General features: G+C 67.1%; 3 protein-coding genes. 1 reads left to right on the top strand and 2 read right to left on the bottom strand.

The window, feature by feature from the left end; genetic code table 11:
- Nucleotides 1–56 precede the first annotated feature (56 nt).
- Nucleotides 57–3,281 carry an alpha-amylase family glycosyl hydrolase gene (locus tag BJ972_RS09535; RefSeq protein WP_129173504.1) on the bottom strand — a complete coding sequence of 1,075 codons (3,225 nt, stop codon included), beginning with the start codon at nt 3,279–3,281 and terminating at the stop codon, nt 57–59.
- Nucleotides 3,282–3,371: 90 nt separating this feature from the next.
- A complete protein-coding gene (locus tag BJ972_RS09530) occupies nt 3,372–7,304 on the bottom strand; it encodes a fibronectin type III domain-containing protein (protein WP_129173506.1) in 3,933 nt (1,310 codons plus the stop codon).
- Between the two features lie 289 nt (nt 7,305–7,593).
- Here BJ972_RS09530 and pulA point away from each other — a divergent pair, with 289 nt between their 5' ends.
- Nucleotides 7,594–13,800 carry a pullulanase-type alpha-1,6-glucosidase gene (gene pulA, locus BJ972_RS09525; RefSeq protein WP_129173508.1) on the top strand — a complete coding sequence of 2,069 codons (6,207 nt, stop codon included), beginning with the start codon at nt 7,594–7,596 and terminating at the stop codon, nt 13,798–13,800.
- The last annotated feature ends 39 nt before the right edge of the window (nt 13,801–13,839 follow it).

The raw sequence follows: 13,839 nt of genomic DNA, 5'->3' as shown, positions 1-13,839 counted from the left end.
CGGGAGACGCGAGAAGGGCCGGGGATCGCTCCCCGGCCCTTCCGTCTACCCGCCTCCTACTTGAGGTACGGGCTGCCGTTGCCGACCTTGCCCGGTGCCGGGTTACCCGGCAGCGAGAGCACGTAGGCGCGCATGTTGCCCTTGCCGTTCGCGCTGATCGAGAGCGATCCGTTCGTGACGGTCTTCACATCTCCGGTCACCGCGTCGGTGTACGTGCCGTTCGGGATGCCGCTGAAGGATGCAGACCCCGAGATGGTGACGAGCACGAAGCTGTCGACCGACCCCTCCGTGAAGCGCTTCTTGAACGCCATACCGCCCGAGACGCCCTCCGTCGAGTACTGACCCTTCTGGAGGGCCGGTACCGCGCGACGGATCTGGTTGAGCGTCTGGAGGTGCTTGACGAGAGGCTTCTCGAAGGTCGCCGCGACGGCACCCGTCGCCGACTGGACCTTGCCGAAGTCGCTCGCGACGACGGTGCCCTGGATCTGGTCGCCGAAGTACGCACGACCGGTCGTCGCCAGCGGGCACGAGGCGCCGCAGTCGATCTTCACGCCCTTCTGGAACTCGATCTCCGAGCCGTAGAAGAGCGTCGGGATGCCGCGGAAGGTCCACATGAGGCTCATGTTCTCCGCCCACGCGTCCGTGCCGCCGGCGAACCGCTCCGACGACTTGTTGGGGCCGTAGTCGTGGCTGTCGACGTAGACGGTGTTGAACGTCGCATCGTTCGTGATGTCGTCCGAGTCCATACCCGCTCCGAAGGCGTTGCCCGCCTCGGAGAAGTTCATGTGCATGCGCATGTCGATGATGTTCATGCCCGAGAACTTCGAGTGGTCGGGTGCGTGATAGGTGTTGCCGCGCAGGCGGGCATTGTCGCTCGTCGGCTGGTTGGCGGTACCCATCGTGTTGTTCTCGTACGTGTAGGCCTCGGCCGCGGCGACGACGTCGTCGAGGCTGTACTCCTTGCGTTCCTTCCACGTGTAGAACGGTGCCGAGTGGGCGACCGAACCGCGGTTCCACTTGTCGTGCACGAACTGGGCGACCTCGCCGAAGACGTAGAAGTCCTTGCCCTTCTCGCCGTGGGTGGCGACAGCGTGCTCCTGGATCGCGGGAAGGAACACACGGTTCCAGGTCACGCGGGGGATGTGCACGGCCGTGTCGATGCGGAAGCCGTCGACGCCCATGTCGATGTAACGGTTGTAGGCGTCGATGAGGTACTTCTGGACATCCTTGCTCTCGGTGTTGAAGTCCGCGAGGTCGTCGTGGATCCAGCAGTTGATGGCGGTGATGTCCTCCCAGCCCTTGTTGTAGCACTGGTGGTAGTACTTCGCGGGCCACAGGCCGAGCTCTTCGACCTCGCGCTTGCCGTTCGGCCACTGGCAGTTGTAGAGCTTGTAGCCCTCGGGCGAGAATCCGCCCGTCGGGGTTCCGAAGTTCTTGCAGTCCTGGCCTGCCGGCTGCGTGCTCGACCAGACGTCGCCGTTGTAGGCGCGGCCGAGCTCGTTCTCTTCGAGCGGGTTGTACTGCTTGCCGGCGACCTTCTCCGAGTACATCCAGTCCCACTGCGCGTCGCGCGTGCCGTAGACCGTCGGAGTGAACAGGCCCTTCGCGCCCCAGCGCGACGAGTGGTTGTAGACGACATCCTGGTAGATCTTGATGCCCTTGGAGTGGGCGGCATCGATGAGCTCCTGGTACGTCGCTCCCTGCGACTCGAGGCGGGGGTCGACCCGGAAGAAGTCCCAGCCGTGGTAGCCGTGGAAGTCGTAGTCGCTGCGGTTGAGCACGACCGGAGTGATCCAGACCGCCGAGAACCCGAGGCCCTTGATGTAGTCAAGCTTGTCGATGACTCCCTTGAAGTCGCCTCGGAAAGCGGGGTCGTTGTTCGCGGCGTTGCCCGACGTGATGTGCTGGCTGCCGCCCCGGTTGTTGGAGGAGTCGCCGTCGTTCCAGCGCGCCGTCATGATGAAGTAGATCGAGTCTTCACGCGGGTCGCCGCCGAGCGGTGAGCCCGTCGTCGTGACCGGTTCTTCTTCCTTCGGGAGCGTCGTCGTCGACACGGGGCTCGTGTAGGCGGAAGTTCCGCCGGTGCCCGTCGCCGAGACCTTGATCGCGTAGGCGGTGCTCGCCGTGAGGCCCGAGATCGTCGCCGAGGCGGTGGTCGACTCGAGCGTCTTGGTCGTGCTGCCGGTCGTGTACGAGACGGTGTACTTCGTCGCGTTCGCGCTGGCCTTCCACGTCACGGCGATGCTCGTGATGTCGGGCACGGCCTTCAGCTCGGTCGGAACGGCCGGAGCGGTCGGGGTCGTCGTGCCGCCGCCGGTCGTGGCGTTCACGCGAGGACCGTATGCGGACTGAGCGGATGCTGTCTCGGCGCGCACCTTGAGGCCATAGAGAGTGTTCGCTGCCAACCCGGTCAGGGTCACTGACGTCTTCGTGGAACTGATGGTCTTCGTGCCCGTGGGTGCGGCGTAGGTCAACGTGTACTTCGTCGCACCGGCCGAGGCGTTCCAGCTCGCGGCGATCGTCGTTCCGGTGACGGTCGCCTTCAGGCCCGTCGGCACGGGCGGAGCCGTCGTACTGCCGGTCGATGATGTCGTGGCGTTGATACGCGGGGAGTAGCCGGACGACTTGCCCGCGTCGTTCGAAGCGCGCACCTTGAGGCCATAGAGGGTGCTCGCGGTGAGGCCCGAGATCGTGGCACTGGTCGAGGACGTCGTGACGGTCTTGGTTCCGGTGGGGCCGGCGTAGACGAGCGTGTACTTCGTCGCGCCTTCGGCCTTCGACCACGTCGCGGTGATCGACGAGCTCGTAACGGTGGCTTTCAGGCCTGTCGGCACCGCAGGAGCGGGGGTGGGGCAGGGGTCGACGGTGCTGATCTGTCCGCCCTTGACGGCCTGGATGCCGGCGGCGAGCGAGTAGTCGCGGCTGCCGTTGTTGTCCCACGTGCCGGAGCCGTTGTTGAAAGCTGCCTTCCACGTGGTGGCGGTGCCGAGATCGATCTCTCCCTTGACCCAGCCGGTGCAGGCTGCGGTGAGTTCCTTACCGGGCACGGTCGTCCAGGCGCCCGAACCGACTTGATAGTGCACGTTGTACTTCGACCAGTTCTTCTCGGTCGAGTAGAAGATCGTGGAGGTGTTCGACGTAGCGGCCTCGGCTTCGACAGCGGGCGACAGTGCGACGGCGAGTGACGAGACGAGAAGGGCGGCGCCCAGTCCCGCCACGAATCGGGTGAATCTCGACCGGCCGGCGGTGCCGGTCGTCGGATCGGGATCAGCAGAGCTCATCGCCCATGCTCCTTTGCATTCGAGTGAGTGGTGGTGGGTGAGGGGTGGTGGGCAGAAGCCCACCACCCCTCGGATCATGCGGTGGATGTGTTACTTGCCGACGCGTGCGAACTTCGCCGTGAAGCCGTCCCAGTCCTCCTTCTCGGCCGACGTCGACTCGTCAGCCGAGTACGGCTTCGTCGCGTTGTCGAGCGTCGCCGGGTCGTACGGGAGCGAACCGATGGCCGACTGTCCGAACGTCGTGATGAGCATGACGCCGAGACCGTTGGCCTCGAGCTGCGCCTTCGTCGTTCCGAGCTTCGCGAGCGGGATCTTGATCTCGTAGATCGTGTCCTGCTTCGTCGAGTGCCCGGCCTTCAGGAGGTCGGTGAACTTGCTCGCGTCCGTGAGGTCGGCGGGCGTGTAGCCCTCGTAGCCGTTCTTCTTGATGCCCATGAGGGTGGTCGGGAAGAAGCCGTCGCCGTAGGCGAAGCTGATTCCCGAGGCCTTGAACGCGGCGACGTTCGCCGGCTCGTAGTCGAAGGCATCGTTGGCGTTGAGCGAGAACAGCGCGGGCTGGCCCACGCCGGGCTTGCTCGAGAAGAGGGCGAGGTGATCGACCTCCTTGTTGTCGAACTTGTAGCGCATGCCCCAGATGCCCTTCTCCTCTCCGTCTTCGAGTCCGTCGCCACCGCGGCTGTTGACGTCGAAGGCGAGAGCCTGGGGGATGTCGCCGTTGGCCGGCTTTCCGTTGTCGCTGATCGGGTAGCCCTGTGCGGGGTCGACCACATCGGTGACGTTGGTGAACTGCCACATGAGGTAGAGGTTCTCCGCGTCCCACGCGCCGTACAGCGAGTAGGGGTCGTAGACCGGTCCTTCGTGGCTGCCGCGGAAGATGCGCGGGTCGTCGTTGGCGACGCCCTGAGCGATCAGCATGTCGGCCGTCCAGTCCGACGGGTTGCCGTCGACGGTGATCGTCTTCGACTTGCCGACCTGACCGTTGGGGTTGGTCTTGTACAGAGCCACCGAGTGGTCGGTTCCGACCGCGGTGCCGGGCCCGGGAGGGGTGGTCGGCTGCGGGGTCGGGGTCGGCGTGGTCGTCGGCTGCGGCGTGGTGCCCGCCGTGGTGGCGTTCACACGTGCGCTGTCGGCCGAGGAGCCGGCGCTGTTGGTGGCGCGGACCTTGAGACCGTAGAGCGTGTTGGCGGTCAGGCCGGTGAGGTTCGCACTCGTGGTGGTCACATCGACGGTCTTCGTGCCGTTGGGGGCTGCGTAGGTGAGCGTGTACTTCGTGGCTCCGGGTGACGCGTTCCACGTCGCGGCGATGGTGGTGCCGGTGACGGTGGCCTTCAGTCCGGTCGGGACGGCGGGCGTGGTGGTGGTGCCACCGTTGGTGCCCGTCGTCGCGTTGACGCGAACCGAGTAGGGCGAAGATGCACCCTGGGCGTTCGCAGCGCGGACCTTGAGACCGTAGAGGGTGCTCGGCGCAAGCCCCGTGAGGTTCGCGCTGTTCGTGGTGACGTCGAGCGTCTTGGTGCCGGTGGGGGCAGCGTAGACGAGGACGTACTTCGAGGCGCCGGTGGTCTTGTTCCATGTCACGGCGATGGAGGTGCCGGTGACGGTGGCCTTCAGGCCTGTGGGTGCTTCGAGGGTGGCGGATGCCGTGGTGGTCGCGTTGACACGGGCCGAGTAGTCCGAGGACTTTCCGGCGTCGTTCGCGGCGCGCACCTTGAGGCCGTACAGGGTCTTGGCGGTCAGGCCGGTGATCGTCGCACTCGTCGAGGACGTCGTGACGGTCTTGGTTCCGGTGGGGCCGGCGTAGACGAGCGTGTACTTCGTCGCGCCGGTCGAGGCGGTCCAGCTGGCCGTGATCGTGGTGTCGGTCACGGTCGCCTTGAGTCCGGTCGGAACACTGGGCGTGACGGGCTCGGGAGCGGGGCAGGGGTCAACGGTGCTGATCTGTCCGCCCTTGACGGCCTGGACGCCGGCGGCGAGCGAGTAGTCGCGGCTGCCGTTGTTGTCCCACGTGCCGGAGCCGTTGTTGAAGGCTGCCTTCCACGTGGTGGCGGTGCCGAGATCGATCTCTCCCTTGACCCAGCCGGTGCAGGCTGCGGTGAGTTCCTTACCGGGGACGGTCGTCCAGGCGCCCGAACCGACCTGGTAGTGGGCGTAGTACTTCGTCCAGTTCTTCTCGGTCGAGTAGTAGATCGTCGACGAGCCGCCCACGGGAGCGGCTCCCGTCTTCGCCGTCGCCTTGCTCGACGCCCCCGACCGGTTCGTGCCGTCGAACGCCTTGACCGTGTACGAGTACTCGGTGTTGGCGGCGAGGCCGGTGTCGGTGAACGACGTGCCCGTTCCGGTGGACTCGAACTGCTTCACGGTCGTGCCGTTGGTGCGCTCGATCGTGTAGCCGGCGATCTTCTTGTCGTCGGTCGATGCGGTCCACGAGACCGTGATCGACGTTCCGTTGGCCGTGGCCTTCACGTTCGTCGGCACGGTGGGTGCCTGCGTGTCGACGGGGTCGGGGTCGACGATGACGCCGCCCTTCTTGGCGTCGACGTGGATCGCGAGCGACTTCTTGCCGCCCACGGTCGCCGTGAACTTGCCGCCGGAGACGACGACGGTGGCGCCGCTCCAGGTCGAACCGCTCTTCGTGGCCTCGGACACGTTGTAGTACTCGCCGTCGGGCAGGCTCGTCGTGAACGTGCGGTTCACTTCTCCGCTGCCGTTGTTGATGACGACGTATCCCTTGGCGCCGCGGCCGAACGCGATCGCGTTGCCGCCGTTGTCCCACTTGTTGGTGATCTCGGTGCCGTAGGTCGTGTTGCGGAAGCCGACCATGTTCTTGATGTTGTTCTGAGCGTGCTTGAAGGTCCAGTTGCCCTGGCCCTGCACGGGGTCGATGACCTTGCCGGAGCCGTCGGTGATCGGTCCCTTGTCCTTCTCGGTCTCATTCGACGGGTGCCCGAAGGTGTAGCCCGAGTGGATCGAGGGCGAGCCGTAGTTCCAGGCCAGCGTGAAGATCTGGGCGAGGTCGTACGAGGCGCCGTCGCGGTACGACAGGGTCTCGAGGTTGCGCTCGGTGTCGTGGTTGTCGACGAAGACGGCGGCATCCTTGTTCTGGAGGAAGCCCTGCCAGGTCGAGCCGATGCCGGGGCCGGCGATCAGCCAGTTGATGCTCGAACCGCCGAAGGCCTCCTTGAGCTTCCGCGCGTAGGCGAACTCGTGGATGTCACCGATGCCGATGTACTCCTCGGGCTGGATGGGCTCGTTCGCGCGGATGACCTCCTGCACGACGTAGAGCGATTCCTTGTTCTTGACGCGGTTCCAGATGCCCCACATGTCCTCTTTGGAGATGTGCTTGACGGCGTCGAAGCGGAAGCCGGCGGCGCCGAGGTCGACGAGCTTGTTGAGGTAGCCCGCGATCTTCTCCTGCACCGAGGCGGAGCCCGTGTTGAGGTCGGAGAGGTTCACGAGGTTGCACTCCTGCACCTCCTGGCGGTTCTGGTAGCTCGCGATGTCGCGGCGGCACGAGTGGAAGTCGCTCGACGAATAGAGGCCCGGGTAGTTGTAGTGCTGGAAGGACGAGCCGGCCCAACCGGTGCCGCCGTCGGTCTTGCCCGACATGTGGTTGATGACGGCGTCGACGATGACCTTGACGCCCGCGGCGTTGCAGGTGTCGATCATCTGCTTGAACTGGGCCTCGGTGCCCATGCGCGACTCGAGCTTGTACGAGACGGGCTGGTAGTAGGTCCACCACTGCTGGCCGAGGACGTGCTCCTGCGGGGGCGAGGTCTGCACGTAGCCGTAGCCGGCCGGGCCGAGGGTGTTCGTGCACTCGCGGGCGATCGCGTTCCACGTGTAGGAGAAGAGCACGGCGATCGTGTCCTTCGGGCCCGGCGCGGCCGCTTCGGCCTTGGGCGCCGGCGCGATGAAGACCGCGAGCGACGAGACGAGGAGGGCCGCGCCCACCGCCGCCAAGAATCGGGTGAGCTTCGAACGGCCGACGTCGTCGGTCGTCGAAGCGGGATCAGCAGAGCTCATCGCCCATGCTCCTTTGCATTCGAGGGTTGTTGTGCACGACCCGAACCGCCGGAACAGAAACGCGAGGCGGCAATGACTCGTGCTTCCCTGACCGTAAAGCATGCATCCCGTACCTTGCAAGCGCTTCCAGAATATACGAGCGTCTAGGATTCGGCGTCGACAACGGAGAGGTAACGGTTGACTGGAAACGCTTGCATGCATCCCGTCGTCGCTGATACCGTGCTTCAGTTCGGCCCGTCTCGGCCGTGCATCACCCCCGACACACGGCCGTGCCGACGAGGAGTCACCCATGACGCGGATCCCCCGCCGCTTGATCGCATTCGGGACGGGAGCCGTCGTGCTCGCGTCCGGGCTCGCGTTCTCCGCCCTACCTGCGACCGCAGCCGACGAGCGGGTCTTCACCCTCGTCGGCGATCTGCAGACCGAGATCGGCTGTGCAGCCGACTGGGCACCCGAGTGCCTCGAGTCTGAGCTCGCACCGACCGACGTCGCCGGCGTGTACTCGGCCGACGTCACGCTCCCGGCGGGCTCGTTCAACTACAAGGTCGCGGTCAACCGCACGTGGGACGAGGCGTACGGCCTCGCGGGCGAGAACGTCCCGCTTACTCTCGCGGGCGAGAGCACGGTGCGCGTCACCTTCGACGACACGACCAAGCGCATCGGCCTCCAGCCGCTCGACCTCCGCGGCGAGTACACGGCCGAGGACGACGCGCTCATCGAGGCCCCGGTCCGTCAGGCCGGCGCCGACCAGAACTTCTACTTCGTCATGACCGACCGCTTCGACAACGGCGACCCGTCGAACGACGAGGCCGGCATCGAGGGCGGCCGCCTGCAGAGCGGGTACGACCCGACCGACAAGGGCTTCTACAACGGTGGCGACATCGCGGGCCTCCGCAACCGACTCGACTACATCCAGGGCCTCGGCACGACGGCGATCTGGCTGACCCCGAGCTTCAAGAACCGCCCCGTCCAGGGCGAGGGCGAGAACGCGTCGGCGGGCTACCACGGCTACTGGGTCACCGACTTCACGCAGATCGACCCGCACCTCGGCACCAACGAGGAGCTCTCGGCCCTCATCGACGAGGCGCACGCCAAGGGCATCAAGGTCTACTTCGACATCATCACGAACCACACGGCCGACGTCATCGCGAACGAGCAGGGCCAGTACTCGTACATCGAGAAGAAGGACGCCCCCTACAAGGACGCCGACGGCAACGAGTTCGACCCCGCCGACTACGCGGGAACCGACACCTTCCCGGCGCTCGACCCGGCGACGAGCTTCCCCTACACCCCGAAGGTGCAGGAGGCGGATGTCGACCTCAAGGTTCCGGCCTGGCTCAACGACACCACGCTGTACCACAACCGCGGCGATTCGATCTGGTCGGGTGAGTCCGAGACCTACGGCGACTTCAGCGGTCTCGACGACCTCATGACCGAGCACCCGACGGTCGTCGACGGATTCGTCGACGTCTTCCAGGACTGGGTCGACTTCGGCATCGACGGCTTCCGCATCGACACCGTCAAGCACGTGAACTTCGAGTTCTGGGAGAAGTGGACCACCGAGGTCCTCGACTACGCCCACGCTCAGGGCAAGGACGACTTCTTCATGTTCGGCGAGGTCTACAGTGCCGACCAGAAGATCCTCTCGCCGTACGTGCGGAAGACCGACATGAACTCGGTGCTCGACTTCGCCTTCCAGGACGGCGCCGTCGGCTACGCGACCGGCAACTCGGCCCGCGGCCTCCAGTCGCTCTTCGCGGGCGACGACTACTTCACGACGCCCGAGAGCTCGTCGACCGCGCTGCCGACCTTCCTCGGCAACCACGACATGGGCCGCGTCGGCTACTTCGCGAACAACACGGCGAACCCGCTCGAGCGCGACGAGCTCGCCCACGAACTGCTCTACCTCACGCGCGGACAGCCGGTCATCTACTACGGCGACGAGCAGGGCTTCGCGGGTGTCGGCGACGGAAAGGACAAGAACTCCCGTCAGACGCTCTTCGGCACGCAGGTCACCGAGTACGCCGAGCAGAAGCTCGTCACGGGCGAGGTCATCGGCACCGAGGACCGCTTCGACACCGATGCGCCGCTCTACACGCACATCGCCGAGCTCGCCGCACTGCGCGCAGCGCACCCCGCGCTCGCGCAGGGCGCCCAGATCCAGCGCTACGCCGAAGACGGCGCGGGCGTCTACGCCTTCTCGCGTGTCGACCGCGATGAGAAGGTCGAATACCTCGTCGCCCTCAACAACTCGACCGACGAGAAGACGATCGACCTCACGACGCTCACGGCGGACGCCTCCTACGCCCCTCTCTACGGCAGCGACACCGGCATCTCGAGTGACGCCTCGGCCGCGGCATCCGTCACCGTGCCGGCTCTCGGAGCGGTCGTCTACCGCGCCGACGGCACCGTGACCGCCCCGGAGGCGGCCGCGCCGATCACGCTCACGGCCCCGGTCGCGGGCGCGAAGCTCGAGGACGCGTCGCCCGTCTCGGCCGACATCGACGAGAATGTGTGGACCGAGACGAGCTTCTCGTACCGCGTCGTCGGTGACGACGAGTGGCAGCCCCTCGGCACCGCCGAGTCGGGCCAGCCGCGCGTCTTCCACGACGCCGCCTCCCTCCCGAAGGGCGCGCTCGTGGAGTACCGCGCCGTGACGACGGATGCCGCGGGCAACCACAGCGCCGCATCGACGTACGGCTCGGTCGGCTTCGCCGTGACCACGACCGAGATCGAGGAGCCCGAGACCGAGATCACGATGGTCTCCGTGCCCGGAAACCACAACGTCGCGATGGGCTGCGCCGCCGACTGGCTGCCCGCCTGCGAGGCCGCGAAGCTCACGAAGAACGAGGACGGCATCTACGTCGGCACGTTCGACATCCCCGCCGGTTCGTACGAGTACAAGGTCGCCATCAACGGCACCTGGGACCTCGCCTACGGCGCGAACGGCGACTCGACGGGCGGTGCGAAGAACATCACGTACACCCACACGGGCGGCCCCATCACCTTCTACTGGGACCCGGTGACGAAGCTCGCGCAGAACACGGCGCAGGCTCCGATCGTGACCCTCGCGGGCAGCTTCCAGAAGCAGCTCGGGTGCAGCGCCGACTGGAAGCCCTCGTGCTTCGGCACGTCGATGCACGACACCGACGGTGACGGCGTCTATGAGTTCGCCACCGAGAAGCTCGCGGCCGGCAACTACGAGGTCAAGGTCACCCACGGTCTCAGCTGGGACGAGAACTACGGCCAGAACGGCGTGCGCGGAGGCGACAACATCGCCTTCTCGGCGAGCGAGGGCAAGCAGGTCGTCTTCCGCTACACCCTCGCGACGCACGTGCTCGAGATCGAGGTCTCCGACCCGCCGCTCGCCGGCACGGGAACCCTGCAGGCCCAGTGGATCGACGAGTCGACCCTCGCGTGGCCGACGACGCTCCTCGGCGACGCCGCGGCGACGGATGCCTCGTGGCAGCTGTTCCACTCGGCCGACGCGGGTCTCGCCGTGAGCGACGGCGCCGTCACGGGTGGTGAGTCGATCGACCTCGCCTACGACGCGGCCGGGTTCACGCCCGAGCAGCTCGCGACGTTCCCCGCGCTCTCGACCGGCTACGTCGTGCTGCGACCCACCGGCCTCGACCGTGAAGCCGTCGCCGACCTCGTCACCGAGCAGCTGCACGTCGCTCAGACGACGGGCGACGCCCTGACCGCCTTCACGGGAGTTCAGCTGCCGGGCGTGCTCGACAGCCTCTACGCGGGTGCCCTCGCCGACCGCACGCTCGGAATCGACTGGGCGTCGGGAAGCCCGAGCTTCACGCTCTGGGCCCCCACGGCGCAGACCGCGTCGCTCCTCACCTGGCCGGCCGACGGCTCGGGCGAGCCGACCCGCGTCGACGCCGAATGGGATGCCGCAGCGGGAACGTGGACCGCGTCCCCCGACGCGATCGTCGAGAACGCCCAGTACCTCTGGGAGGTCGACGTCTACGCCCACTCGACGGGGAAGATCGAGACCAACGCGGTGACCGATCCGTACTCGATCGCCCTCACCACCAACTCGACGCGCTCGATCGCGGTCGACCTCGACTCGGCCGCCTGGGCGCCCGAGCTGTGGGAGAACACGGTCGCACCCGTCGTCGAGAAGCAGGTCGACCGCTCGATCTACGAGCTGCACGTGCGCGACTTCTCGATCGGCGACGAGACCGTCCCCGCCGAGGAACGCGGCACGTACCGGGCGTTCACGCGCGACAGCGCGGGCACCGCTCAGCTCCGTGAACTCGCGGCCGCGGGCATCAACACGGTGCACTTGCTGCCGACGTTCGACCTCGCGACCATCGAGGAGGACCGCTCGGCGCAGAAGACGCCCGATTGCGACCTCGCCTCGTTCGGTCCGGCTTCGGAGGAGCAGCAGGCCTGCGTCGCCGCGGTCGCCGATGAGGACGGCTACAACTGGGGCTACGACCCGTACCACTTCCAGACGCCCGAGGGCTCGTACGCCGTCGACCCCGAGGGTGGGGCACGAGTCGAGGAGTTCCGCGAGATGGTCGGCGCGCTCCACGCGACGGGCCTGCAGGTCGTGCTCGACCAGGTCTACAACCACACGACGTCGTCCGGTCAGGCCGAGACGTCCGTGCTCGACAAGGTCGTGCCCGGGTACTACCAGCGCCTGAACGCGATCGGCACCGTCGAGACCTCGACGTGCTGCCAGAACGTCGCGACCGAGCACAAGGCCGCCGAGAAGCTCATGGTCGACTCGGTCGTGCTGTGGGCTCGCGAGTACAAGGTCGACGGCTTCCGTTTCGACCTGATGGGTCACCACTCGAAGGCGAACATGCTCGCGGTGCGCGCGGCCCTCGACGAGCTCACGCTCGAGAAGGACGGTGTCGACGGAGAGTCGATCTTCCTCTACGGCGAGGGCTGGAACTTCGGTGAGGTCGCCGACGGCGCCCTCTTCGAGCAGGCCTCGCAGGGCAACCTCGGCGGAACGTCGATCGGTACCTTCAGCGACCGTCTCCGCGACGCGGTGCACGGTGGCAGCCCGGTGGCCGGTGAGACGAAGTTCCAGCAGGGCTTCGGAACCGGTCTCGCGACCGATCCGAACGGTGCGCCGATCAATGGCACGCCCGAGCAGGCGCTCGCCGACCTGCGTCACCAGACCGACCTCGTGAAGCTCGGGCTCGCCGGCAACCTCGCCGAGTACCAGCTCCCGACGTCGGACGGCGCGGTCACCCCCGGTGCGGAGATCGACTACCGCGGTGCGGCGGCCGGTTACGCGACGCACCCCGACGAGATCATCACCTACGTCGACGCGCACGACAACGAGACGCTCTTCGATCACGGAGTGCTCAAGCTGCCGGCCGACACGACCATGGCCGACCGGGTCCGCATGAACACGCTGTCGCTCGCGACCGCGACGCTCTCGCAGACGCCGTCGTTCTGGCACGCCGGAACCGAGCTGCTGCGCTCGAAGTCGCTCGATCGCAACAGCTACAACTCGGGCGACTGGTTCAACCGCATCGACTGGACGGGACAGGAGTCGACGTTCGGCTCGGGTCTGCCGCCGAAGGCCGACAACGGCGACCACTGGGCTGCGATGAAGCCGCTGCTCGAGAACGCCGCGAACAAGCCGCAGGCGGCCGACATCGCGGCGGCGGAAGCCGGTGCGCTCGACCTGCTGCGCCTGCGCTCGTCGATCGACCTGCTGCGCCTGGGCTCGGCCGAGCTCATCGAGCAGAAGGTGTCGTTCCCGAACAGCGGACCCGACGCGACTCCCGGCGTCATCGTCATGAGCATCGACGACCTCGTCGGTGACGACGTCGATCCCGCTCTCGACGGTGCGCTCGTGGTGTTCAACGCCTCGACCGAGGAGACCACGCAGACGGTGTCGGCGCTCGCCGGCCGCGACTTCGCGCTCTCCGACGTCCAGGCGAAGGGTGCCGACGCCGTCGTGAAGTCGAGCGCCTGGGCGACCGAGACCGGTGCCGTCACCGTTCCGGCACGCACCGTCGCGGTCTTCGTCGAGACGCAGACGACCGAGCCCGGCGAACCCGGCGAGCCCGGAGAGCCCGGTGAGCCCGGTGAACCTGGAGAGCCCGGAGAGCCCGGTGAGCCCGGCGTCGGCGACGCACGCGTCACGCTCAGCGCGGGAACGGTCCGCCCCGGCGACTCGCTCACCGTGTCGGGAACCGGCTTCGGTGCGAACGAGCTCGTCCAGGTCTGGCTCGAGTCGACCCCGCGTCTGCTCGTGGCTCAGGCGGCCGACGCGAACGGAGCGCTCACGGTCACCGTGACGATCCCGAACGACACGGCGTCGGGCGACCACCACATCCGGCTCACGGGTCTCGACAGTGAGCGCTCGGCGAGTGCCGCACTGGTGGTGCTCGGCCCGCTCGGTGTGACCGGTGTGCAGCTCGGTCTCGCGATCTGGCTCGCACTCGCCCTGCTCGGAGCGGGTGCGGTGCTCGCCGCCCCGCGCCTGCGACGCCGTCGGGTCATGGCCGAGTAGGCCGCACGACCGGCGAACGACGACGCGCGCCGTGCTCGG

The sequence above is a fragment of the Agromyces atrinae genome (genome assembly GCF_013407835.1).
Classification (GTDB): domain Bacteria; phylum Actinomycetota; class Actinomycetes; order Actinomycetales; family Microbacteriaceae; genus Agromyces; species Agromyces atrinae.
This window is presented reverse-complemented; position numbering and strand designations above follow the sequence as displayed.

Excerpts from the sequence above, each read along its gene's own strand:
- BJ972_RS09530 (WP_129173506.1), bottom strand. The coding sequence starts at position 7,304 with ATGAGCTCTGCTGATCCCGCTTCGACGACCGACGACGTCGGCCGTTCG.
- BJ972_RS09535 (WP_129173504.1), bottom strand. The coding sequence starts at position 3,281 with ATGAGCTCTGCTGATCCCGATCCGACGACCGGCACCGCCGGCCGGTCG.
- pulA (WP_129173508.1), top strand. The coding sequence starts at position 7,594 with ATGACGCGGATCCCCCGCCGCTTGATCGCATTCGGGACGGGAGCCGTC.